Genomic DNA, 23,962 nt, shown 5'->3' with positions numbered 1-23,962 from the left:
CGCTCATGGCGGCCCGGCCGGCCGCCGCGTAGTCCCGGTCGGGGTACGAGGCGGTACGCGCGGCGGCGCGCGCCGCCGTACCCGCCTGCTGGACCGCGTACGCGGCGATGCCGAGCTGGATCGCGGCCAGGGCGACGAAGAGGAGCAGCGTGATCACCCCGACGTACTCCAGCGCCGCCTGCCCCCGGTCGTCCCTTAACCGGGCTCCCCAACCCGAGCCCCGCTCTCCGCCCCGCGTGCGCCTCCTCATCCCTCCCCCTCCTTGTTCTCGTTGGCGGCTGCCGCCTCCCCCGTGACAGTGACCGGGATGTTGAACCCCGGGAAGAGCACCGGGATCTCCAGCGGCACGCTGGCCCGGTAGAGGTCGCCGTCGGCGCCACAGGTGACGCCCCCGGTCTTCCAGGCACCGGGCAGGTTCTTGGAGGCAGCGGCCGCGCAGGCTCCGGCGCCGCCCACCGTCCCCGCCCGTACCGCCTCGTCGGCGGCGTTGCCCGCGAGCGAGAAGGTGTAGCCGATGAGGGTGGCCTGCCAGAGCAGCGCCATGGTGGCCAGGATGATCGGGACCATGCCGGTGAACTCGATCGCCGCCTGGCCCCGGTCGTCACGGCCGTACTCACTTGTACGGAGTACCCGCCGCCACCATCTTCGTACACCTGTTCCTGGAACGCCCATGGCTCAACGCGCCTCCTAGGTCTGCCGGCCGCGGCCGCGCCGTAGCCCGGCCGATCCGCGGTCGCCCTTGAGCTTGCCCGTTCTCTCCGCGCCTTCCGCCGCCTTCACCAGGCGCAGTTCACCGGCGAGACCCCACATCGCCTGTTTCACGGCCGACTTGGCCTCCAGGTCCTGCACCCGGCCCGCGTCCACGACGGATTGCAGCTCCTTGAAGTTGGCGGGGATGACCGAGCGCGAGACCCGGGTGCCGGTGATCCGCTCGATCAGCGGCGGCTGGATCTCGGTGGTCCTGGTGTGCCGGTTGACCACCGTCACTGTCTCCTCCGCCTTGCGGATCTGGAGCCGCTCCCAGAGCCTGACCATGCGCTTGGCGCCGCGTACGGAGATCACGTCCGGCGTCGTCACCAGCAGTGTCGTGTCCGCCATCTCGATCGCGGCGGCGTTCGCGCTGCTCATCTGCGCGCCGCAGTCGATGACCACCACGTCGTAGCGGTGCCGCAGGGCGCTGATGATCTGCCGTACGGCACGGTCGCTGACCTCCTCGCCGCGCTCCCCCTCCCCGGGCGCCAGCAGCAGCCCCATCCCGGTGTGGTGGATGAACAGCGCGTCCTGGAGGACCCGGGGCGAGATGTCCTGGATGGACGCCAGGTCGACGATCGACCGGCGGAACTGCACATCGAGGTACGAGGCGATGTCGCCGGCCTGGAGGTCCAGGTCGACGAGCGCGGTGTTCATGCCCGACGCGTTGGCGGCGAGGGCCAGTTGGACGGCGGACAGGGTCACGCCCACCCCGCCCTTTGCGCCGCTGACCGTGACGACGGTGCCGCCGGGGCCCGCGAAGACCTCGGCGCCCTGGCCGAGATGGCGCCGTACGCCCACCGACCAGGCCGCGGCGGCGATGACGCGCTGCGCGAGTTCCTCGTACGACAGGGGCAGGCCGACCAGGCCCCGGGCGCCGGAGTCCATCGCCGCGGCGAACAGGCCGGGTCCCGCGTCGCCGGTGACGAGGATGACGCCGATGGCGGGGAAGCGCAGGGCCACTTCCCTGATCAGTTCGAGCGCGGGTACGGGGCCGATCCGCTCGTGCACCAGGACGACTTCGGGCAGTTCCTCGATGGACCCTGAGGCGAGCCGCGCCAGTGTGTCGATGAGCGAGGTCGAGTCGCCGACGGGCGCGGCAGGTTCCGCGTCCGGGAGTTGGGCGAGGAGCGTGGTGAGGGACCGGGCGGCGTCGGCGTCACCGACCACCGGAAGGATGCGTGTCGTCATGCGGTCGTCACTTGTCCCCTTCGAGGGTGTAGGTGCTCTCTCCGGGGCGCAGCGTCGTCGTACTGCCGTCGGCGAGGAGGGCAAGCCGTACGTGCTCGGCGAAGGACTCGGCGTACGCGACGCGTTGGGCGTCCTTCGTCTTCAGGGCGAAGGTGATCGGCACGGCCTCCTGCATCGCGTTCGCGGTGCGGTTGTCGTTGCCCGGCTGGAGCGCGGTGAGTTTGCCGACGTCGATGACCTTCGCGTTCGGGACGATGATCCGGGACTGGGCTTTCCCGTTCTGTCCCTCGGCGGCGAAGGTCGCGAAGATATTGACGAGGGAGCCCGGCGTGATCTTTCCGGCGACCCCGGTCGCCGCGTCGATCATGATGGCGATCTCCTGCTCGTCCGGGGCGAGTTCGGGACGCTTCACGATCATGTCGTCCTGGAGCAGCGAGCCCTTTTCGAGCCGGGTGACAGCGACCTTTCCGTTGAGCGCGGAAAGATCGGTAACGGCGTTCGGGGAGAGCCAGCGCTTGGGCATCTCGGTCTTCCTGAACTGGTCGGCCCGCAGCGGGGTATAGGGCGCGACATCCGCTTTCAGCTCGTAAGCGGCCACCTCGGGTCCGACCTTCGAATTCACGTCGCTTATGACCGAGAGCACGCCGACGAACGCGCCGACGGCGCAGAGGACCGAGAGAAGCAGGATTATGACGCCGCGGCGTTGCCGTGAATTCATGAGCGGGGCGACCTCGTTCGAAGACGTGGGACGAGTTGGCGGGGGCGGGGCGGGACCGGACGGTTACGAGCCGCGCTGGGGTGACGTGCCCTGGGTGAGGGCGCGCCGCGCGCGGGGCGGGTTCTCGGGGGGCTGGAGCGGTGCGGAGCAGAACCCGCAGCGGTCCCCTATGAGTTCGACGCCGCACCAGGAGCACACCTCTCGCCGGACGGACGAAACCAACTGGTAGAGGATGGAGATGTCCGCCAGGAAAGCGGCGAACTCGGTCATCCTGGAGGTGCCCCACCAGGTGGGCGAGTCGACGGGCAGCGGGATCTCCTGGACGCCCTGCACACGCCAGGCGGGGGCGAGCGTCCTCGTCACCCAGTCGGAGGGCTCCGACGCCCCTTTTCCGACGATGAGCTGAGTGGCGAACTCCGGCCCTGTGAGCTGCCCGTCGCCGATCTTGACGAGCTGCGGCGCGGGGTTGGCGACCACGCCGAACTGCGATCCCGGGACCCAGGACCGGGCGTGCGCCTTGAGGCTCACGGGCAGCCGGTCGAGCCGGGCGACGGAGCCGAGCAGCGCCCCCGCGTAGATGTAGTGGGAGAGCAGTCTCGCCGACGAGGCGACGATCCCGGCGCTGAAGTCGCAGATGGACAACTGCCTGAGCTGGCGGGCGAGTACGGCGACCCCGAGCGGTGGGAGATCTATTTTCAGCAGGGCGATACGGTCGCTCTCCAGCATCGAGCGCATGGTGTGCAGGCGGCGTTCGTGCGCGGCCGGGATGGAAGCCGGATAGAGGGCGACGACATAGCCGTTCTGTTCGACCAGAACCTGCATGTCGGCGAGCGCGGCATCGAGCGGCTGGGCGTCGGGGGGGTACAGCAGAGCCGCGGGCGGCGTCTGCCGATCTGTCGGACTCAAGCCCAGATCCGGGCTGGTGACGGCAATAGCGGTTGGCACGCTGGTTCCCCGTTCGGCTCCGGTCACCGGAGTCCCGGCGGCCGCAGATCACTACCTGCCCGTGCTCGTGCTCCAGCACTTTATCGACGTCTTACGGTGCGGAGAACACTTTTCGGATGTCAGTAACCACGCGCACACGGAGCGGTCGGCGCGCCCCGTGTATACGACGTGCTGTCAGAGGTCTTGACAACTCGATTGGTCTGGACCAGTTTTACGCCCGACGGTGGCCACCGTTCCCCTCTCCCGTACCTCCATCCCCGAATCCCCAGCGGAGGCAACAAGTGGAACGTGCACCAAGTGGCAGACGGTCCGCGCGGACCTGGATCGGTGGGGCCCTCGCCGTCCTCGCCGCCGGCGCGCTGAGCGTCACCGGGCTGACCGGGACCGCGCAGGCTGCGGACATCAACGTCGCGAAGAACGCGGGCTTCGAGTCCGGCCTCGCCAACTGGACCTGCTCGGCGGGCAGCGGGGCCACGGTCGGCTCCCCGGTCCACGGCGGGGCCGCCGCCCTGCGGGGTACGCCCGCCGGGCAGGACAACGCCAAGTGCACGCAGGCCGTCGCCGTGCAGCCGAACTCCACGTACACGCTGAGCGCCTGGGCGCAGGGCGGTTACACGTACCTCGGCGCCGAGGGCACGGGTACGACCGATGTGTCGACCTGGACGCCGGACAGCTCCGGCTGGAAGCAGCTCACGACCAGCTTCCGGACCGGCGCCTCGACCCGTTCGGTGACCGTCTACACGACCGGCTGGTACGGCCAGGCGCCGTACTTCGTCGACGACCTGTCGGTGCTCGGCCCCGACGGCGGCGGGGGCAGCGACCCAGCGCCGCAGGTGCCTGCCACGCCCGGCGGCCTCGCGGCCGGGTCGGTGACGTCGTCGTCGGTGACGCTCAACTGGGGTGCCGTGTCCGGCGCCACGGGCTACAACGTCTACCGCGCGGGTACGAAGGTCCAGTCGGCGAGCGGGACGTCCTCGACCGTCTCGGGCCTCGCGGCCGACACCTCGTACGCGTTCCAGGTCTCCGCCACCAACTCGGCCGGTGAGTCGGCCAAGTCGGCGACGGTCAACGTCAGGACGGCGACGACGGGCACCCCACCCGGCAATCCGGGGAACCCCTCGGTGCCGAAGCACGCGCTGACCGGTTACTGGCAGAACTTCAACAACGGCGCGACCGTCCAGAAGCTGCGTGACGTGCCCTCGCAGTACGACATCATCGCGGTCTCGTTCGCCAACGCCACCGCGACACCGGGACAGTTGGCCTTCAGTCTCGACCCGGCCGTCGGCTACGCCTCCGTCGCCGACTTCAAGGCGGACATCGCGGCGAAGAAGAGCGCGGGCAAGTCCGTGATCCTCTCGGTCGGCGGCGAGACGGGCAGCGTCGCCGTCAACAGTGACGCCTCGGCGACCGCGTTCGCCAACAGCGCCTACTCGCTGATGCAGGAGTACGGCTTCAGCGGCGTCGACATCGACCTGGAGAACGGCATCAACTCCACGTACATGTCGAAGGCGCTGCGACAGCTCTCGGCGAAGGCGGGCTCCGGTCTGGTCATCACGATGGCGCCGCAGACCCTCGACATGCAGTCCACCGGCACCGAGTACTTCAAGACGGCGCTGGCGGTCAAGGACATCCTCACCGTCGTCAACATGCAGTACTACAACAGCGGTTCGATGCTCGGCTGCGACAGCAAGGTCTACTCGCAGGGCTCCGTCGACTTCATCACCGCGCTCGCCTGCATCCAGCTCCAGGGCGGGCTCGACCCGTCGCAGGTCGGCATCGGCGTCCCGGCCTCCACCCGGGGCGCGGGCAGCGGCTATGTCGCCCCGTCCATCGTGAACAACGCACTGGACTGCCTCGCCAAGGGCACCAACTGCGGCTCGTTCAAGCCCTCCAAGACCTACCCGGGTCTCCGGGGCGCCATGACCTGGTCCACCAACTGGGACGCCACCGCCGGCAACGCCTGGTCCAACGCGGTGGGCCCGCACGTCCACAGCCTGCCGTAGCTGAGGACGCCCTCCGACCGGCAGCGCCGCCGCTCCCCCGGCGGCGCTGCCGTGGGCCTCACACGGTCATCACCGGGGGATCCGGCTCGGGACCGCGCTCAGGGGGTCGACCCGGGATCCGGGCGCGATCGCGTCGGAGCCCTTGACAAGGCCAATGGTCTGGACCAGTTTGGAGGTCCAGCGGTGGCCACCGTCTCGTATTCCCCCCACATGCCGTGCCTCCACGCAGTGTGTCCGCTGCGTGTCGCGGTGTGAACTCTCCCCCCACGGAGGCCATGCAGTGCACCGGAAAGCACGACCCCGCACACTGAAAGCCGTACTCGCCGCTGTCGCCGTCTTCGCCGCCGCCGGGTTCGCGATGCCCGCGGCGAACGCCGTGACCGCCCCGAGCGCCGCGAGCGCCCCGGTGGCCCAGCGGGCCGCGAGCGCCCCGGCCGCCGTTCCCGCCCACGCCGTCACCGGCTACTGGCAGGACTTCAACAACGGCGCGACCGTCCAGACCCTCGGCGATGTGCAGGACCAGTACGACATCATCGCCGTCGCCTTCGCCACCGCCACCGGCAAGCCGGGCGAGGTCTCCTTCAGCGTCGACTCGGCGGGCCTCGGCGGCTACACCACCGACCAGTTCAAGGCCGATGTCGCGGCGAAGCAGGCCGCCGGCAAGTCCGTTGTCATCTCCATCGGCGGCGAGACCGGCACGGTCTCCGTCAACGACTCCGCCTCCGCCGACGCCTTCGCCAACTCGGTGTACGGGCTGATGCAGGAGTACGGGTTCAACGGCGTCGACATCGACCTGGAGAACGGCCTCAACTCCACGTACATGTCGCAGGCGCTCAAGTCGCTCGCGGCGAAGGCCGGTTCGGGATTCGTCCTGACGATGGCACCGCAGACCATCGACATGCAGTCGACGTCGGGCGAGTACTTCAAGACCGCGCTGGCGGTCAAGGACATCCTCACCGTCGTCAACATGCAGTACTACAACAGCGGTTCGATGCTGGGCTGCGACGGCCAGGTCTACTCGCAGGGCTCGGTCGACTTCCTCACCGCGCTCGCCTGCATCCAGCTCGAAGGCGGCCTCGACCCGTCACAGGTGGGGATCGGCGTGCCCGCCTCGGCGAGCGGCGCCGGCAGCGGCTATGTCGCGCCCTCGGTCGTCAACAACGCGCTGGACTGCCTCGCCAAGGGCACCAACTGCGGTGCGTTCAAGCCCTCCAGGACCTACCCGGGCATCCGGGGCGCCATGACCTGGTCGACCAACTGGGACGCGGCGGCCGGCAACGCCTGGTCCGACTCCGTAGGAGCGCACGTCCACGGCCTGTAGCCGTACCCGAGCCCCCCACAGGGCCGGCAGCGCCGCCGAACCCCACCCGGCGGCGCTGCCGCGCGTCCTGACGGATCACGCGAAGAGGTCCCTTACCTGCTGCACGCACAGCACGACGAAGAGCAGGCCGCCCGCCGTCAGCATCACATTGCTCAGGATGCCGTTGCGCCATTCCGACGGCGTACGGCTCGTGTTGAGCAGCCACAGCAGGGTGACCGCGAGGAACGGCATGAAGAACGCGCCCAGCACGCCGTACGCGACGACCAGGCCGAACGGCTGGTCGAGGAAGAGCAGCACGATCGGCGGGAACGTCAGCCACAGCAGGTACAGCCTGAACGGCAGCGAGCGCTCGCGCTTGCCGGCGGCGACCTCCTCGACCGTACCGGTGGACTCCTCGACCGGCACTCCCCTGCGGTCGCGCTGGAGGCGCTCCACGAAGTCGGCGAACATCAGGCTCACGCCGTGCCACACCCCGATCAGCGCGCCGAAGGACGTGGCGAAGAAGCCGATCAGGAAGAGCTTCGCCGTGACCGCGCCGAAGCGGTCCTCCAGGATGGTGCCGAGGTCGATGAGGCCCCGGTCGCCGGAGGTGAGCGCGATGTGCGAGGAGTGCAGCAGCTCGGCGCCGATGATCAGCATCGCGACGACGAAGAAGCCCGTGGTGATGTAGGCGACGCGGTTGTCGAGCCGCATCACCTTCATCCAGCGGGAGTTGGTCCAGCCCTTGGCGTTGACCCAGTAGCCGTACGCGGCCATCGTGATGGTGCCGCCGACGCCGCCGATCAGCCCGAGCGTGTAGAGGACCGAGCCGTCGGGCAGGACCGGCGCCAGGCCCGCCACCGCGGCGCCGAGGTCGGGGAGGACCCGGATCGCGACGTACACGACGATCAGGAACTTCATGCCGATCAGTACGGTCATGACCTTCTCGAAGACCGCGTACCGGTTGAACCAGACGAAGACCAGGCCGACCAGGCCGGTGATCACCGCCCAGGTCTTCAGTCCGGGCCCGTCCGGGAAGAGCGCGACGATCGGCAGCGCGCTCGACGACATGGCGGTGGCGCCGTAGACGAAGCCCCAGATGACGACGTAGATCGCGAAGTAGACGGTGGTCCACCTGCCGAGGGTGCGCCAGCCCTCGAAGAGGGTGTGTCCGGTGGCGAGATGCCAGCGGCCCGCCGCCTCGGCGAGGGAGATCTTGACGACGCAGCCGATGACCGCGGCCCACAGCAGTGTGTAGCCGAACTTGCTGCCCGCGATGAGTGTGGCGACCAGGTCGCCCGCGCCCACGCCGGTCGCCGCGACGACGATCCCGGGGCCGATGTACTTCCAACTCGCCTTACGGGGACGGGAAACCGCCACGTCCCCGGCCGTACCGGCGCCCGCGTCCGTACCCGCTTCACCGCCGGTGCCGGTACCGCTGCCACTTCCGGTGCTCGTGATGTCCGCCATACGGTGTCGCCTCCCGCTCGCCTTTGAACGTGACCTGAGTCACCAAAGCGGGCACGGCGGTGATCGCGCAAGAGGGCGCCCCCGACGTTCGGTCCGGGGCGCCCACCGTATGCGGATACGTACCGCTAGATGACGCGGATGACTCGTACGACTCAGATGACCAGGCTGAGCACGGCGGCGACGGCGAAGCCCGCCACCGACAGGACCGACTCCAGCACCGTCCACGACTTCAGGGTGTCGCGCTCCGAGATCCCGAAGTACTTCGAGATCATCCAGAAACCGCCGTCGTTGACGTGCGAGGCGAAGACCGAGCCCGCCGAGATCGCCATCACGATCAGCGCGAGGTGGCCCTGCGAGAAGTCCTGGCCCTGCACCAGCGGGACCACGATGCCCGCGGTGGTGACGATCGCGACCGTCGCCGAACCCTGCGCGACCCGCAGCACCAGCGAGATCAGGTACGACGCCACGATGATCGGCAGGCCGATGTTGTGGAAGGTGTCGGCGAGCGCGTCCGCGATACCGCTGCCCTTGAGGACCGCGCCGAAGATGCCGCCACCGCCGACGACCAGCAGGATGTTGCCGATCGGCTTGAGCGAGGAGGTGGAGACCCGCTCCAGGGCCTTGCGGGACCAGCCGCGGCGGATGCCGAGCAGGTAGTAGGAGAGGAACAGCGCGATCGTCAGCGCCACGAACGGGTTGCCGAAGAACTCCAGGACGGACCGGAAGGTCGAGGGGTCCAGCGCGATGGAGGAGAACGTCGCCAGCAGGATCAGGATCAGCGGGACGCCGATGATCGTGAGGACCGTGGCGAAGGGGACGGGCTTCTCCTGCGGCTGTACGCCTTCGGCGCGCTGCTCGGCGGCGACCGACTCCTTGGCTTCCTCCGCCGCCTCCACCATGTCCTGCGGTACCTCGACGATGACGCGCTTGCCGATCCAGGACGCGTAGATCCACGAGATGAGCACGGACGGGACACCGACGCAGGCACCCATCAGGATCATCCAGCCGAGGTCCACGTGGAAGAGTCCGGCGGCGGCGACGGGGCCCGGGTGCGGAGGCAGGAAGGCGTGGGTCATCGAGAGGCCCGCGAGCAGTGGCATCGCGTACAGCACGATCGACTTGCCGGAGCGCTTGGTGGCCGCGTAGACGATGGGCGCGAGGACGAAGATGCCGACGTCGAAGAAGACCGGGATACCGAAGAGGACACCGGTGACGCCCATGGCGAGCGGGCCGCGCTTCTCACCGAAGAGTTTCAGCAGCCGGGCGCTCAACACCTCGGCGCCGCCAGAGACTTCGAGTATCGAACCGAGCATGGTGCCGAGCCCGATGATGATCGCGACCGACCCGAGGATGCCGCCGAGACCGGATTCGATCATCGAGACGGCGTCGGAGTTCTGGACCGTGCCGAAGAGTTCCGTGACGGAGAGTCCCGCCCCGAGGCCGACGGCTATGGAGACGCCGAGCAGGGCCACGAAGGGCTGGAGCCTGACCTTGATGATCAGGAAGAGCAGCAGCAGGATCCCGAGCGCGGCGACGATGAGCAGGCCGGGGGTTCCGCCGATGAGGAGCAGCAGGCCACCTGTGTGGGCCGGGGGCGGTGGTGCGTCAGCAGCGAGCAGCATGGTGGGGGACCTCTTGTTCTGGGCGTGGGGAGAGCGGTTGGGGGGATCGGGGCATGGAGGAACCGTCGGGCGGCGGCGCCGCCGCTGTGGCGCCGCGCTGTCCGTAGAGGGTGGGATCGGGGGTGGGGTCGGAGCAAGGGGTGGGTACGAAGCCGCGTACGGAGCAACGGATTCAGCGGTGCGGAGCCTTTCGAATCAACTGCTCGGCATCGACTGCTCGGCATCGACTGTTCGGTATCGACTGCTCAGCATCAACTGCTCAGCTCGGGGCGCCCGGCTCGGCGGGCGCCCGGTCGGGGGTGGTCAGGGCTGGTTCAGGGGGCTCAGCCGAGGACGGCGAGCGCGTCGATCTCGATGAGCAGGCCCTTGGGCAGGCCCACATACACGGTTGTACGGGCGGCGGGGGCTTCCTTCAGTCCCTGCTCGCCGAAGTACGTGTTGTAGATGTCGTTCAGCTCGGCGAAGTGGCCGGTGTCGGTGAGGTAGACGCGCATCATCATCACGTCGTCCCAGCTCGCGCCGCCCTCCTCCAGGATCGCCTTGACGTTGGCGAGGGTCTGGAGCGTCTGCTCGCGCAGCGAGGGGCCCGCGGGCGTCGGGGCCTGGCCTTCGACCGCCGGGAGGAAGCCGACCTGTCCGGCGACCTGGAGGATGTTCCCCTTGCGGACGCCGTGCGAGAACTTCGCGGGCGGCGCGGTGTGAGTGGCCGGGGTCAGCGCGGTCTTGGGGGTGCTGTCGCTCATGAAGCTTCCTTGGTAGGGGTGTTGCCGGAGTACTCCCTGCTGATGGCGTCGGCTGTGCGGCGCAACAGCGGGAGCAGGGTGAGGAGTTCCTCGGCGGTGACGACGACGTTCGGCGCCGACACCGACATGGCCGCTACGGCACGTCCTTCCGCGCCGCGGATGGGCGCGCCGATGCAGTTGATGGACTCCTCGTGACCACCGAGATCGGTGGCCCAGCCCTGTTCGCGTACGGTCGCCAGCTCCTTGAGGAAAGCGGCGGCGTCGGGGGTCGAACGGGGCGTGTACATGGGGTAGTCGAGGCGTCCGGCGAGTGCGCGGCGCTCGGCCTCCGGCAGGTCGGCCAGGAGCAGCTTGGCCACGGCGGCGACGGTGATGGCGACCGGCTTGCCGATCCGCGAGTACATCCGGACCGGGTAGCGGCTCTCGACCTTGTCGATGTAGAGGACCTCGTGCTCCTCGTACACCGCGAGATGGATGGTGTGGCCGCAGCGCTCGTGCAGCGCGAGCAGGTGCGGGTGGGCGATCTCCCGTACGTCGAGGTTCTCGACGGCCTCCTGGGCGAGCGCGAAGAGCCGGGCGCCGAGGCGGTAACGTCCGTCCTGCTGGCGGTAGACGAGCCCGTGGTCGTGGAGCGTACGCAGCAGCCGCAGCGCGGTCGACTTGTGCACGCCCAGCCGCTCGGCGACCTGCCCGAGGTCGGCGGGGCCCTGGGCGAGCAGCGGAAGGATGGTCAGCGCTCGGTCGACCGTCTGGCTCATGGGGTTACTGCCTCCTGCTCCGGGGCCGCCGTCCAGCCGGGGCCGAGACGAAGTGTCTCCCAGGCCTCGGGGTCGAGTGCCGCCAGCCGGTCGGCGTGTGCGCGCGAGGGCGGCGTGCCGAGGTCGGCGGGGACGGTGAGGACCGCCGCCGCCATGAGGTGGCCGTGCCGGAGCCGGGCCTCGACGGGCAGGCCCCGCAGGGTCGCCGAGAGGAACCCGGCGGCGAAGGCGTCGCCGGCGCCGACGGGTGCGACGACGTCGACCCGCAGGGCGGGCACGCTGGTGACGGTGTCGGCGCCGCCAACCGTCGTCCCAGCGGCCCCGGACGCCTCTCGGCTGTGCACCACGGCGCCCGCGCTTCCGCGCTTGATCACCAGCGTCGTCGGCTCGGGCAGCGCGGCACGGATCGCTTCGGCGCCGCGCAGTCCCCAGGCCTCCTCGGCCTCGTCCTCGCCGACGAAGACCAAGTCGGCGCCCCTGGCCAGCTCCAGCAGCACGCGCGCGCCGGCCGCCTCGCGCCACAGCGCCGGCCGGTGGTTGATGTCGAAGGAGACCAGGGGACGCCCCTCCCGTGGCCGGAGCAGCTCGCGGGTCAGGGCAAGGCAGTCGTCGGAGAGCGCGGGCGTGATCCCCGACAGGTGCAGGACACGCCCCGAGGCGACGTCCTCAGGCGCCACGGTGGCCGGCGACATCGCGGAGGCGGCCGAGCCCGCGCGGTAGTAGACGACCTCGTGGGCGGCGCCCGAGCGGTCGTTCGCGGTACGGAAGTAGATGCCGGTGGGACGGTCCGGGTCGCGGCGTACGCCCGTGGTGTCGACCCCGTACGCGCCGACGGCGTCCACCAGGTGGTCGCCGAAGCCGTCGGCGCCGACCCGGCTCACCCACTTCACACGGTGTCCGGCAGCGGCCAGGGCGCAGGCGACATTGGACTCGGCGCCGCCGATGGTGCGGGCGAAGGACGGCACGTCGGCGAGCCGGCCGGGGCGCGAGGGCAGGAAAGTGACCATGGACTCACCGAGGCAGACGACATCCACGGGGGTGGGGGTGTCCACCTCTACGGTTCCGGTCACTCCGGTGCTCCTCTGCCTGCTCGGGCCCGCCGGGAGAGCGGGGCCGGTGGGGGCCACCATTGACCCGACATCGGCTCGGATGTTAGACAGCGGTCAGCGATATGCGCAATGGGTGTTGCAGATGTTGCAACGACGGATATGAGGGAGTCCCTGTGAGCGACGGTCGAACGACGTACGCACAGCTCGGCGACGAGCGCCTCGACCACCGTTTCAAGGGCCTGCCGCCGGATGCCGAGGGCATGACGGTGGGCGCGTTCGCCGCCGAGCGCCGCGACCTGTTCACCGGGGGCTTCACCACCCCTGTCCTCGCGCTCTCCGCCGAGTCCGTCGCGCACAACCTGGCCCTGTTGGAGACGTACGCGGAGCGGCACGGGCTGGCCTTCGCCCCGCACGGCAAGACCTCCATGTCCCCGCAGCTCTTCGCCCGCCAACTCGCCCACGGCGCCTGGGGCATCACGGCGGCCGTCCCCCATCAGGTGCGCGTCTACCGCGCGTTCGGCATCGAGCGGATCTTCCTCGCCAACGAGCTGGTCGACGCGGTCGCGCTGCGCCGGCTCGCCGCCGAGCTGAACCGCGACCCGGCCTTCCGGTTCCTCTGTTACGTCGACTCCGTGCGCGGCGTCGAGTTGATGGACGAGGCGCTGCGCGCGGCCGGCGCCACCCGCCCCGTCGAGGTCGTGGTCGAACTCGGCGCCGGTGAGGGCGCCCGTACCGGAGCGCGTACGGAAGCCGACTGCGCCGCCGTCGCCGACGCGGTCGCGGCCGTAACCACCCTGCGGCTGACGGGTGTCGCCGGGTACGAGGGAGAGGTGCCGGGGGCCGACGGCCCGAGCGTGCGCGGCTGGCTGCGCCGGCTCACCTCCCTGGCCGCCGACTTCGACGCCGCCGGACGGTTCGCAGGTGCGCGGGAGATCGTGATCAGCGCGGGCGGCAGCGCCTGGTTCGACGCGGTGGCCGATGTGTTCGCCGAGATCCCCGAACTGTCGCTGCCCGTGTGCAAGTTGCTGCGCTCGGGCGCGTACGTCTCGCACGACGACGGCCACTACCGCCACCTCACCCCGTTCAACCGGGTCCCCGAGGAGGGTGCGCTGCACGCCGGGTTCCGGCTCTGGGCGCAGGTCGTCTCGCGCCCCTCCGCCACTCAGGCGTTCGTCAACGCCGGTAAAAGGGACGCCGCTTACGACCTGGACCTGCCCGAGGCGCAGGTCGTACGCGACGCCCGCAGCGGGGAGATCCGCCCGGCGGCCGGCATCACGGTCACGGGCCTCTCCGACCAGCACGGCTGGCTGACGACGACGCCCGAAGCCGAGCTGGAGGTCGGCGACTGGGTCGGGATGGGGCTCTCGCACCCCTGCACGTCGTTCGACAAGTGGCAGCTCATCCCACTGGTCGAGGCGGACGGCACGGTCACCGACCTCATCCGTACGTTCTTCTGAGAGGGCCCCCGATCATGGCTACGGATCTGGATCTCGTCGTCCGGGACGTGCGCGTCGTCGACGGTACGGGCGAGGCGTCGTACCGCGCCGACGTGGGCGTGAGCGACGGCCGTATCGCCGCCGTCCGCCGGGAGTCCGGCGCGCCGAGGCTGTCCGGCGCGCGCGTCCTCGACGCCGGGGGCCTCGCCCTGTCCCCCGGCTTCATCGACATGCACGCGCACAGCGACCTCGCGCTGCTGCGCGACCCCGACCACTCGGCGAAGGCCGCGCAGGGCGTGACGCTGGAGGTGATCGGCCAGGACGGCCTGTCGTACGCGCCGGTGGACGACGCGACGCTGGCCGAGGTGCGCAAGACGATCACCGGCTGGAACGGCGACGGTTCGGACATCGACTTCGACTGGCGGACGGTCGGCGAGTACCTGGACCGCCTCGACCGGGGCTTCGAGGGCCAGGGTTTCGACGGGCGTGGCATCGCGGTCAACGCGGCGTATCTGATCCCGCAGGGCACGCTCCGGATGTACGCGGTCGGCTGGGACGACCGCCCGGCGACGGACGCCGAACTCACCCGGATGAAGCGACTCGTCGCCGAATCGATGGAACAGGGCGCCGTCGGCATGTCGTCCGGCCTGACCTACACGCCGGGCATGTACGCGGACGACGCCGAACTCACCGAGCTGTGCCGGGTGGTGGCGCACCACGACGGCTACTACTGCCCGCACCACCGCTCGTACGGCGCCGGCGCGCTCCAGGCGTACGAGGAGATGGTGACCCTCTCCCGGAACGCCGGCTGCGCCCTCCATCTCGCCCACGCCACCATGAACTTCGGCGTGAACGAGGGCAGGGCGCCAGAATTGCTCGCCCTCCTCGACGGAGCGCTGGACGCGGGCGCCGACATCTCGCTCGACACATACCCGTACACCCCCGGCGCCACGACGCTCGCCGCGATGCTCCCGAGCTGGGCGAACGAGGGAGGCCCCGAAGCGACTCTGGAACGCCTGCGGGACCCGGCGACGGCCGAGAAGATCCGCCACCATGTGGAGGTCATCGGCTCCGACGGCTGCCACGGTGTGCCGATGGAGTGGGACACGATCGAGATCTCGGGCGTCTCCTCCCCCGAGTCCCCCGAACTCTCCGCGTATGTGGGCGCGACGATCGCCGAGACGGCGGCGCGCGCGGGCGAACAGCCCTGGACGACGGCCCACCGGCTGCTGCTCGCCGACAACTTGGGATCGTCGATCATCCAGCACGTGGGCCACGAGGACAACGTCCGCCGGATCATGCGCCACCGCGTCCACACGGGCGGCAGCGACGGCATCCTCCAGGGCACCAAGCCGCACCCGCGCTCCTACGGGACGTTCCCGCACTATCTGGGCCAGTACACCCGGGAGTTGGGCGTGCTGTCCCTGGAGGAGTGCGTCGCCCACCTGACCGGCCGCCCGGCGGCCCGGCTGCGGCTGAAGGATCGCGGCCTGATCCGCGAGGGCTACCGCGCGGACCTGGTGCTGTTCGACCCGGACACGGTCGCCGCCGGCTCCACCTTCGCAGCGCCGCGCACCCTCCCGGTGGGCATCCCGCACGTACTGATCGACGGCCGCTTCGTGATCGAGGACGGCCGACGCACGAACACGCTGGCGGGCCGCTCGGTACGACGGGGAGAGTGACGGGGCCAGCGCCCGGCACCCGACAACCGGCACCCGGCGAAGCTCCGCCGGTACGGAAGCCCAGGTTGAGTTGCCTCAGCCGTACCAGGAAGCCACGATCGTGGACTCATGACCGAAATACACCGGCATGACGATCTTGAGCTTCCCTTGCCGAGACCACCGCAGGACGTCTTCTTCACGGACGCGTTGATCTTGACCCGCCCGCCGCACTTCTGATTTCCGTTAAGCGTCACGGCATATGCCACCTCCAGGGATTGTGAACCGGTGATGTCGATGGAGTAGGACAGCTTGCCGCCCGGATACTTGTCGACGACCAGCCCGCACACCGAACCGCTGGCGCATTCCTTGTGCCTGCTCGCGGCGGCCGCCTCACCGGTCGGTAACACAACAGCGAGCACAGTCGCCACTGCGACAGAGACGGCCCTGAACGTTCCGTTCATCTCTCCACCCTTTTCCCGTGAGCGAGTACGGGCAGGGGCGGGATCATACGACGTACGGAACCCATCCACCTCCCCCCATAAAGATAGCGAGGTCGCCTCGAACAAAGCGTCACCTTTTCCCTAATCAATCAACCCTGCCACCTGTCGGCGTTTTCTATTCTGTTTCTTTCATTCCAGCACCAACCCAACCCCCGAGTAGCCACAAAACGCCCCCCTCGCAAATAACATATTCCTATTAACGTTTCAAGTCACCCATCTTCCTGTACACCGGCCCGGTTGATGAGAGGTAGCCTCCTCGGTAGATTCGGCCGTTCCGCCGACGCGAGTGCGCGCCGTCGGACGGCCCCGGAGGCCCGGGAGACGCTGTGAACGAAACCGTCCTTAGCGGCGGTCTGGCAATCGCCCTGCCCATCGCTTTCCTCGCCGGGCTGGTTTCGTTCTTCTCCCCTTGCGTCCTGCCGCTGGTCCCCGGCTATCTGGGCTATGTGACCGGCCTCGGAGGCACGGACGCCACGCAGGGCAGGCGCAGCAGGACACTGGCGGGGAGCGCCCTGTTCGTCCTCGGGTTCACCGTGGTGTTCGTTTCCACCGGAGCGCTTTTCGGCTATTTCGGAGACACGCTCCTGGTACACCGGGAAGTCCTTTCCCGGGCCATGGGAGCGTTCACGATCCTGGCGGGGCTGGCCTTTTCTGGAGTCATCCGATTTGGTCAGCGGGAATTCCGATTTCACTACCGCCCCAGGCTCGGGATCGTCGGCGCGCCGTTCCTCGGAGCACTGTTCGGACTCGGCTGGACGCCCTGCTCCGGACCCACACTCGCTGCCGTGAACGCGCTGGCCTTCGCCGAAGCCAGCGCGGCCCGGGGCGCCGTGCTCACCTGCGTCTACTGCCTGGGCCTGGGGCTGCCCTTCCTGGTCGCCGCAGTGGTGCTGCGACAAGCACTCAGCGCCTTTTCCTGGGTCAAGGGGCACTACGTGTGGGTGATGCGGCTCGGCGGGGGCATGCTGGTCGCCGTAGGGCTCCTGCTGGTGACAGGGGTCTGGGAACAGGTCATCTCGACCACCCAGTCCTGGTCGGCCGGCTTCACCACCGGCTTCTGACGGCCCGCGCGCCGTCCGACCGCACAAGCACGAGCCGCACGAGCCGCATGGGCTACTCGAACTCCATGTCCACGAAGTCGGAGAAGTCCATGTTGGCGATCTCCAGGTTGACGGCCATCAGTCCGGCTTCGACGAGGGGAACGCGGGTCGCCTGGCCCGGGGTGTCGTACAGGTCCACCACGAACAGCGGGTGCTTCGGGTCCGCCATGGTCTCGGCGTCGGCGAGCGCGACCATGATGGTGTGCTCCTCTGGGGGCACCAGGGCGGGTACCTGTCCGGGCTGGAGATGCTCGAACTCGCGGTCGTCGACGACGAGGGACTCCAACTGGAATTCGAGGTCGAATTCGTCGTCGCCGCCGTTTTTGGGAAGCTTGCCATGCGCCTCCATGAGGGCGTGCCAGCTCGCGTCGTCGGTGAAGTCGGTGCGGACCAGCAGGGTCATTTCGGTGGCGGGCAGCGGCGGATACGAGGCGCGGACCACCGTCGTCGGTACGGATATCGCCGGTTCGTCCCAGGGGCTCGGGTAGTAACCGTTCCGGTCCATGCCGCGCACGAGTTCGTCGAAGTGGAGCGAGCCGTCCAGCAGTTGTGCCAGTACGCGGCCCAGCGCGTCCGCCGGGACGCGTACTCCCCGCCCGGGGATCACCTTCAGGTCCACCAGCAGCACCGCCCCGGCGCCGTACACGGCGGAGAGGTCCGCGAGGGCGACGAGCGGCGGCACCTCACCGTCCTCCGGCAGCAGCGCGGGAAAGTTCCCGCCGTGGAGGAAGTCCCACCGGGGATGCTCGGCGAGGCGGAGCCGGGCCCCGCCGTCGTCAAGGGTGACCACGTCCCCGTCCCGCCGCCCGCCGAGGGCGCCGAGGACCTCGTCCCACCGGGGCTTGTCCTCTTCGTAACAGGTGGAGACGAGCAGCACTTCGCCGGGCGCGGGCACCGGAAGCTTCGGATACGACATGGGACCTCCGTCTCGGCACAGGCCGAAACACTCAGCGGTGCGGGGCATCTCCCAGCAGCTCCCCGGATTCTGCCGTGCCCCTCTGACAGCCCTTGGGCCGGTCAGGGTCCCCCGAACTTATGAGCATCCTGTGAGGAATGGATCCTCGGCGCCCTTTCACTCGTCTCCCTCCCCGAAAGTGACTACGCGGCAGTGGGCAGCGGCGGGCACGACACGGGAGCGGTGGGGACATGGCGCGCAGAGGCGGCAAGGACGTCAAGGGCGGCGGGGGCAGCAGGAACACCGGGCACACCAGGAGCAGTCGGCCGGTCGGCAGCGTACGGGCGGGCGCGACCGTCGCCGTTCTGGCCTGCGTCGCGCTGCTCGCCGGTTGCGGTGGGCAGCGGGCCGACGGGTCCCACAACGCCGCCGTGTCGGACGGCAAGGGCTCGGCGGGCCGGCAGCAGCGGACGGATCCCTCAGCTCCGCCGTCGCCGCTGCCGCAGGAGACCTCCACCCCCGACCCGCACCAGCCCCCGCCGCTGGTGAGCATGGACATCGCACACGCGGCGGAGGGCGGCGGCAAGGGCGTCAACATCACCGTCGACGACGGCCCCGACCCGGTCTGGACCCCCCGTATCCTCAAGATCCTCAAGAAGAACGGCGTCAAGGCGACCTTCTGCATGATCGGCCCGCAGGCGGCGGCCCACCCCGACCTCGTCAAGAAGGTGCTGGCCGGCGGCCACCGGCTGTGCGACCACACCGTCACGCACAACACGGCGATGGACCACCGGTCCCAGTCGTACCAGAAGGACCAGATCCTCAAGGCCGCGCACCAGATCGAGCAGGCGTCCGGCGGCGTCAAGCCGATGTACTACCGGGCGCCGGGCGGCGCCTTCACCCCGTACAGCCGGCAGCTCGCCGCCCACGCGGGCATGCGCCCGCTGGGCTGGAACGTCGACTCCAAGGACTTCGAGCGGCCCGGCGTCCCCACCATCCTGGCCACCGTCCAGGGGGAGTTGAGCAACGGCCCGACGGTGCTCTTCCACGACGGCGGCGGCGACCGTTCGCAGACGGCCGCGGCACTGAAGAAGCTCCTGCCGTGGCTGCGCCAGCACGGCTACTCCTTCAGCTTTCCGGTGCGGTGACACGGCCGGCGGTGAAGTCGCCGGGGCCGCTCAGCGGTTGAGGTAGGCCAGTACGGCGAGCACGCGCCGGTTGTCGTCGTCCGACGGCGGCAGTTGGAGCTTGCCGAAGATGCTCGCCGTGTGTTTGGTGACGGCGCTCGCTGTGATGTTCATACGCTGGCAGATCGCCGCGTTCGAGCGGCCCTCGGCCATCAGCTCCAGCACCTCGTGCTCCCGGGGGCTCAGCGACGTGGTGCGCCCCCGCGCGTCCCCGCGCGAGAGCAGCTTCGCGATGACGACGGGATCCATCACCGTCCCGCCCCCGGCGACCCGGGTGACCGCGTCGACGAACTGCGCGCTGTTGGAGATCCGGTCCTTGAGCAGATACCCGACGGCCCCCGCGCCGTCGGCGAGCAACTCCCGGGCGTAGAGCTGCTCGACGTACTGCGAGAGCACCAGCACCGGCAGCCCGTACGTCCGCCGGCGCGCCTCCAGCGCCACCTGGAGGCCCTCGTCGGTGAACGACGGCGGCAGCCGTACGTCGACGACCGCCACGTCGGGCCGGTGGTCGATCAGCGCCTTGCGCAGCGAGGGGCCCGAGTCGACGGCCGCCACGACGTCGAAGCCGTTCTCGGCGAGGGTGCGGACCAGCCCGTCCCTCAGGAGGAAGAGGTCCTCGGCGAGGACAACGCGCACGGGATCTCCAGGTGGATGGTGGTCGGGCCGCCGCCCGGACTGTCGATGGCGAGGGTTCCGTCGAAGGTGGCCAGCCGCCGCGCGACACCGCGCAGGCCGCCGCCGGCCGAGGCGTCGGCGCCGCCACGGCCGTTGTCGGTGACCTCGGCGGTGAGCAGACCGTCCCGGTTTCCGACGGCGATGTCCACGCGGCTCGCGCCGCTGTGCTTGGCGGCGTTGGTGAGCAGCTCGCTGATCGCGAAGTACGCCGCCGACTCGATCGGCGCCGGGGGCCGGCCCGGGAGGTCGGCGCTCACCTCGACGTCCAGCATCGTGTCGAGGGCGAGGGCGCGCACCGCGTCGGCGATGCCCCGGTCGGCGAGCACCGGCGGATGGATCCCGCGTACGAGGTCGCGCATCTCCGCCAGCGCCTTGGAGCTGGTCTCGCGCGCGGTGACCAGCAGCGCCCTGGCGGCCTCCGGGTCGGTGCCGAGGAGCTGCTCGGCGTTGTCGATGGTCATGCCCATCGCGACCAGCCGCGCCTGCGCGCCGTCGTGCAGGTCGCGTTCGATCCTGCGCAGCTCGGCGGCCTGGGTGTCGGTGGCATCGGCGCGGGTGCCGGTGAGGTGGCTGACCCGGCGCTCCAGCCGGGCGGTACGGGTGGGGGCGAGCAGGCTCGCCGTCCAGCGGGCGTGGCGGCGGAGCACCGCGGGGCCGACCGCGAACCCGGCGGCGATCAGGGCGACACCGATCGGGACGGCGAGCAGCGCCGTACCCGTCGTGTGCACATGGATGAACGTGTACCAGTTGCTGCCGCCCGCCCGGTCGATCGGGCGCCAGACGAACGGCTGGACCAGGGCGCCGAAGACGCCGTAGACCACCAGACCGGCGGGCAGGAGCGCGAGCCAGCCGCCGACGCACGGCTCGGCGACGGACCAGGCGAGGTCGCGCCAGGTGGCGGGGTCGCGCAGCAGCGCCAGGTTGTGCCGGAGGCGCCCGCGAAAGCCGGGCCCGGGTGCCGCCGCCGACTCGGGGCTGTACGGCTCGGGGATGGTCCGGCCGCTCCAGCGGAGCGCGTACGAGCGGGCGGCGGCGGCGGTCCGCCGGAGCGAGGCGGTGGCCGTCGGCAGTACGTAGACGCCCGCGACGACGGCGAGCAGGCATCCGGCCGCCGCCATGAGCAGGGCGATCAGCGCGGCGCGGAAGGAGAGGAGGAAGAGGAGCAGGCCGCGTCCGGGGGCGGCGAGGAAGGCCGCGCGGGGGCGGGCGTTGACCTGGGCGTTCGCCTGGCCAGCAGCGTGGCCATCAGCCTGGGCGCCCGCCGGAACGTCCGTGGGAGTCGCCGTGGGGCTGTCCGTCGGCGCGTTCATACGGTGGCCCTCCCGCGTCGTCCTTCGAGGCCGCGCTCGTATCCCCGTACCCCGAGTGCGACGACCACCGCGCAGGCGGCGAGCGACGCCATGTTGACGAGGTTTCCCCGCTCGAAGTCGAGCAGCAGGAGGATGCCGAGGTTCACCAGCCAGTGGAACGTGCCCGCCACCAGCAGCGCTCCGGCGCCCGCCCCCTTGACCAGGACACCGAGGATCACCGAGAGCGCCACGGTCATCACCATGAAGGCCGCGAAGAAGGCGGCGCCGAATCCGTAGTACTCCACATGCCATGTCCCCCAGAGAAGTCCCACCACGACAGCGGAGAGCAGAGTCGAGTACCGGCTCTCCAGGTGCCGTTGCAGGAAAGCACGCCAGCCCAGCTCTTCGCCACAGGCGCCGATCCACTGCAGTGCGGCGAGGAGCCAGAAGGGCCCGGCGACCGAGCCGGGGCTCGTGAGGTGCGGCGGCCGGCCCCCGAGGGCGAGCCCGCCCAGGCAGAGCCCGAACAGCGCGGCAAGGAGCCCGGCGCCGGCGGCGCAGCGCGCGAGCACCTGCCGGGTCGGCCGCAGCGATACGAGGACGGGGGCGAGGGCGGGCGCGGCGGGAGCCCCGTACGGCAGGGCCCGACTCGCCCGGCGGCGCAGCACGACCACCACGAGCACACCGGCGCTCGGTCCGAACTGCGTCAGCATCAGCAGTTCCGGGTTCAGGTGGAGCGCGGGCTGGAGGACGAGCAGCGCGCCGGCGGCCAGCCAGGTGGCGACCGTGAACACCACCACCGTCCGCCAGAAGCCGCCTGCCCTCGCGCTCGTGACCCCGACTGCGCTCCCGTTCCCGCTCCCGGCAACGGCCGGTGCCTCCCGTACGGCGTTCGCCATCTCTCCCCCTCGTGACCACGCCCGCCCGGCCTCTCCGGTCGGCACCCCTTGACGATGTCCGTGATCCGCGCGCGGCACATTGCGGCCAGCCGCAGCCCGGGGGTGCACTTTTGCGCACCCCCTCCGCCGGCGCATCTCGGTCACACAAGAGGACCAACGTGGGGAACAACACGACGCACCCTCGGTTACACGGCCGTAAGGTGGCCGCCATGCAGGTCATCCAGTCGACAAAGCTCGCCAACGTCTGTTACGAGATCCGGGGCCCGGTCCTCGACGAGGCGATGCGGCTGGAGGCAGCAGGCCACCGCATCCTCAAGCTCAACACCGGCAACCCCGCGGCCTTCGGCTTCGAGTGTCCGCCGGAGATCCTTGAGGACGTCCTGCGGAACATCGGGAACGCGCACGGGTACGGCGACGCGAAGGGGCTGCTGTCCGCGCGGCGCGCGGTGATGCAGCACTACCAGACCAAGGGCATCGAGCTGGATGTCGAGGACATCTACCTCGGCAACGGCGTCTCCGAGCTGATCCAGATGTCGATGCAGGCGCTGCTCGACGACGGCGACGAGGTGCTCGTACCCGCCCCCGACTATCCGCTGTGGACGGCGTCGGTGTCGCTGGCGGGCGGTACGGCGGTGCACTACCGGTGCGACGAGCAGGCCGACTGGATGCCGGACCTGACGGACATCGAGCGCAAGATCACGGACCGCACCAAGGCGATCGTGATCATCAACCCGAACAACCCCACGGGCGCCGTATACAGCGACGAGATGCTGACCGGGCTCACGGAGATCGCCCGCAGGCACAATCTGATCGTCTGCTCGGACGAGATCTACGACCGGATCCTGTACGACGGAGCGACCCACACCCCGACCGCCGCCCTCGCGCCCGATCTGCTGGTGCTCACCTTCAACGGGCTCTCGAAGAACTACCGGGTGGCCGGCTTCCGCTCGGGCTGGATGGCGGTCTGCGGGCCCAAGGCGCACGCCGCCTCGTACATCGAGGGCCTGACGATCCTGGCCAATATGCGGCTGTGCGCCAACATGCCCTCGCAGCACGCGGTGGCCACGGCGCTCGGCGGCCGGCAGTCGATCCAGGACCTGGTGCTGCCCGGCGGCCGGATTCTGGAGCAGCGGGACACGGCGTACGAGCTGCTGACGCGGATCCCGGGGGTGACGTGCGTCAAGCCGAAGGGCGCCCTGTACCTCTTCCCCCGGCTCGATCCGAAGGTCTACAAGATCAAGGACGACCGCGAGATGGTGCTCGACCTGCTGCGGGCCGAGAAGATCATGGTGGTGCACGGTACGGGCTTCAACTGGCCGGAGCCCGACCACTTCCGGATCGTGACGCTGCCGACCGTGCAGGACCTGACCGACGCGGTGACCAGGATCGGGTCCTTCCTGGACGGTTACTCACAGCCGTGAGCACGCGCATGAGCGCTCCCGACATCTCAAACAGATCCCGATCACGACTCCACTCAACTTTAGACTGAATCCAATGTAGGATGGTTTCCTGTCCCACGCGCAGGAGGCCGTCCCATGTACGAACCGATCCGCAGCAAATCGGTCCACTCGGTCGCCGACGCCGACTTTCCCCACCGGACCCGCGGGGAGGAGCTGGACATCCAGCTCGCCGGACACTTCTCCGGCCTCCTCGCCGTGACCGATGAGCTGGGTCTGGCGGAGGCCGCCGAACGGATCGTCCGGGAGATCACCCGGCTGCGCGGCACCGCGCCGCTGCGCGATGCCGCACCCGCCGGCGAGGAACCCGCCGA

Annotated in this window: 21 protein-coding genes and 1 pseudogene; 8 read left to right on the top strand and 14 right to left on the bottom strand. The window is 69.9% G+C overall.

The features are described 5' to 3' along the window. The 5 genes from QR77_RS49135 to QR77_RS26435 form a co-directional block, all read right to left on the bottom strand. Positions 1-250 (bottom strand): TadE/TadG family type IV pilus assembly protein (locus tag QR77_RS49135; RefSeq protein WP_040024572.1); only part of this gene is annotated, 250 nt, incomplete at its 3' end. Continuing rightward, the gene (locus QR77_RS26450; protein WP_078877165.1) at positions 247-672 is read right to left on the bottom strand and encodes a TadE family protein; all 426 of its coding nucleotides are present in this window, start codon (positions 670-672) and stop codon (positions 247-249) included. The genes QR77_RS26450 and QR77_RS49135, both read right to left, overlap by 4 nt. 15 nt (positions 673-687) lie before the next feature. Next, a complete protein-coding gene (locus tag QR77_RS26445; RefSeq protein ID WP_040024571.1) occupies positions 688-1,941 on the bottom strand; it encodes an AAA family ATPase in 1,254 nt (417 codons plus the stop codon). A 7-nt stretch (positions 1,942-1,948) separates the two neighbouring features. Further along, entirely contained in the window at positions 1,949-2,659 is a 711-nt protein-coding gene (gene cpaB / locus QR77_RS26440) for a Flp pilus assembly protein CpaB (RefSeq protein ID WP_040024570.1), read from the bottom strand. A gap of 63 nt (positions 2,660-2,722) precedes the next feature. Beyond that, positions 2,723-3,604: a hypothetical protein gene (locus QR77_RS26435; protein WP_173476354.1), complete on the bottom strand. Its 882-nt coding sequence runs from the start codon at positions 3,602-3,604 to the stop codon at positions 2,723-2,725. Between the two features lie 281 nt (positions 3,605-3,885). Here QR77_RS26435 and QR77_RS26430 point away from each other — a divergent pair, with 281 nt between their 5' ends. Together QR77_RS26430 and QR77_RS26425 are read left to right on the top strand one after the other, a co-directional pair. Further along, on the top strand, positions 3,886-5,607 hold the full coding sequence (locus tag QR77_RS26430; protein ID WP_040024569.1) for a glycoside hydrolase family 18 protein: 1,722 nt from the start codon (positions 3,886-3,888) through the stop codon (positions 5,605-5,607). Between the two features lie 280 nt (positions 5,608-5,887). Next, positions 5,888-6,928, top strand: a complete 1,041-nt coding sequence (locus QR77_RS26425) for a chitinase (protein WP_040024567.1) — start codon at positions 5,888-5,890, stop codon at positions 6,926-6,928. Positions 6,929-7,003: 75 nt separating this feature from the next. Here the strand turns inward: QR77_RS26425 and QR77_RS26420 are convergent, their stop codons facing one another. From QR77_RS26420 to QR77_RS26400, 5 genes are all read right to left on the bottom strand, one after another. Continuing rightward, positions 7,004-8,377 carry an Nramp family divalent metal transporter gene (locus QR77_RS26420; protein ID WP_052489075.1) on the bottom strand — a complete coding sequence of 458 codons (1,374 nt, stop codon included), beginning with the start codon at positions 8,375-8,377 and terminating at the stop codon, positions 7,004-7,006. Between the two features lie 152 nt (positions 8,378-8,529). Continuing rightward, positions 8,530-9,999 carry a gluconate:H+ symporter gene (locus QR77_RS26415; RefSeq protein ID WP_040024566.1) on the bottom strand — a complete coding sequence of 490 codons (1,470 nt, stop codon included), beginning with the start codon at positions 9,997-9,999 and terminating at the stop codon, positions 8,530-8,532. A gap of 323 nt (positions 10,000-10,322) precedes the next feature. Further along, positions 10,323-10,742, bottom strand: coding sequence for a RidA family protein (locus QR77_RS26410; protein ID WP_040024565.1), 420 nt, complete (start codon positions 10,740-10,742; stop codon positions 10,323-10,325). Then, positions 10,739-11,500 carry an IclR family transcriptional regulator gene (locus QR77_RS26405; protein ID WP_040024564.1) on the bottom strand — a complete coding sequence of 254 codons (762 nt, stop codon included), beginning with the start codon at positions 11,498-11,500 and terminating at the stop codon, positions 10,739-10,741. Before QR77_RS26405 ends, QR77_RS26410 begins: the two co-directional genes overlap by 4 nt. Then, positions 11,497-12,552, bottom strand: coding sequence for a sugar kinase (locus QR77_RS26400; RefSeq protein WP_269084364.1), 1,056 nt, complete (start codon positions 12,550-12,552; stop codon positions 11,497-11,499). Before QR77_RS26400 ends, QR77_RS26405 begins: the two co-directional genes overlap by 4 nt. 119 nt (positions 12,553-12,671) lie before the next feature. On the opposite strand from QR77_RS26400, the gene QR77_RS26395 reads away from it, so the two are divergent. The 3 genes from QR77_RS26395 to QR77_RS26385 all read left to right on the top strand — a co-directional run bounded on the left by QR77_RS26395 (position 12,672) and on the right by QR77_RS26385 (position 17,207). Then, positions 12,672-14,006 carry an alanine racemase gene (locus QR77_RS26395; RefSeq protein ID WP_078877162.1) on the top strand — a complete coding sequence of 445 codons (1,335 nt, stop codon included), beginning with the start codon at positions 12,672-12,674 and terminating at the stop codon, positions 14,004-14,006. Positions 14,007-14,032: 26 nt separating this feature from the next. Next, the gene (locus QR77_RS26390; protein WP_040028694.1) at positions 14,033-15,667 is read left to right on the top strand and encodes a D-aminoacylase; all 1,635 of its coding nucleotides are present in this window, start codon (positions 14,033-14,035) and stop codon (positions 15,665-15,667) included. 805 nt (positions 15,668-16,472) lie between these two features. Beyond that, on the top strand, positions 16,473-17,207 hold the full coding sequence (locus QR77_RS26385; RefSeq protein WP_040024561.1) for a cytochrome c biogenesis protein CcdA: 735 nt from the start codon (positions 16,473-16,475) through the stop codon (positions 17,205-17,207). 52 nt (positions 17,208-17,259) lie between these two features. Here QR77_RS26385 and QR77_RS26380 read toward each other — a convergent pair whose 3' ends face one another. Next, the gene (locus tag QR77_RS26380; RefSeq protein WP_040024560.1) at positions 17,260-18,162 is read right to left on the bottom strand and encodes a hypothetical protein; all 903 of its coding nucleotides are present in this window, start codon (positions 18,160-18,162) and stop codon (positions 17,260-17,262) included. A 230-nt stretch (positions 18,163-18,392) separates the two neighbouring features. Between QR77_RS26380 and QR77_RS26375 the strand changes: the two genes are divergently transcribed. Beyond that, on the top strand, positions 18,393-19,289 hold the full coding sequence (locus QR77_RS26375) for a polysaccharide deacetylase family protein (protein WP_078877160.1): 897 nt from the start codon (positions 18,393-18,395) through the stop codon (positions 19,287-19,289). A 30-nt stretch (positions 19,290-19,319) separates the two neighbouring features. On the opposite strand, the gene QR77_RS26370 is transcribed toward QR77_RS26375, so the two are convergent. From QR77_RS26370 to QR77_RS26360, 3 genes are read right to left on the bottom strand one after another with little or no spacing between them, the layout of a single operon-like run. After that, positions 19,320-19,964, bottom strand: coding sequence for a response regulator transcription factor (locus tag QR77_RS26370; protein WP_040024559.1), 645 nt, complete (start codon positions 19,962-19,964; stop codon positions 19,320-19,322). Next, the gene (locus QR77_RS26365) at positions 19,928-21,313 is read right to left on the bottom strand and encodes a sensor histidine kinase (protein WP_078877158.1); all 1,386 of its coding nucleotides are present in this window, start codon (positions 21,311-21,313) and stop codon (positions 19,928-19,930) included. Before QR77_RS26365 ends, QR77_RS26370 begins: the two co-directional genes overlap by 37 nt. Continuing rightward, entirely contained in the window at positions 21,310-22,191 is an 882-nt protein-coding gene (locus QR77_RS26360) for a CPBP family intramembrane glutamic endopeptidase (protein WP_052489074.1), read from the bottom strand. Before QR77_RS26360 ends, QR77_RS26365 begins: the two co-directional genes overlap by 4 nt. A gap of 209 nt (positions 22,192-22,400) precedes the next feature. Here QR77_RS26360 and QR77_RS26355 point away from each other — a divergent pair, with 209 nt between their 5' ends. Together QR77_RS26355 and QR77_RS49130 are read left to right on the top strand one after the other, a co-directional pair. After that, positions 22,401-23,612 (top strand): pyridoxal phosphate-dependent aminotransferase, encoded by a 1,212-nt coding sequence (locus QR77_RS26355; protein WP_040024558.1) that lies wholly within the window; start codon positions 22,401-22,403, stop codon positions 23,610-23,612. 114 nt (positions 23,613-23,726) lie between these two features. After that, positions 23,727-23,962, top strand: a pseudogene (locus QR77_RS49130) (hypothetical protein); the annotation flags it as partial.

It is taken from the genome of Streptomyces sp. 150FB (assembly GCF_000818195.1).
Lineage (GTDB): Bacteria > Actinomycetota > Actinomycetes > Streptomycetales > Streptomycetaceae > Streptomyces.
Note: the sequence above shows the minus strand (reverse complement) of the source record. Positions and strands in the feature narration are given on the sequence as shown.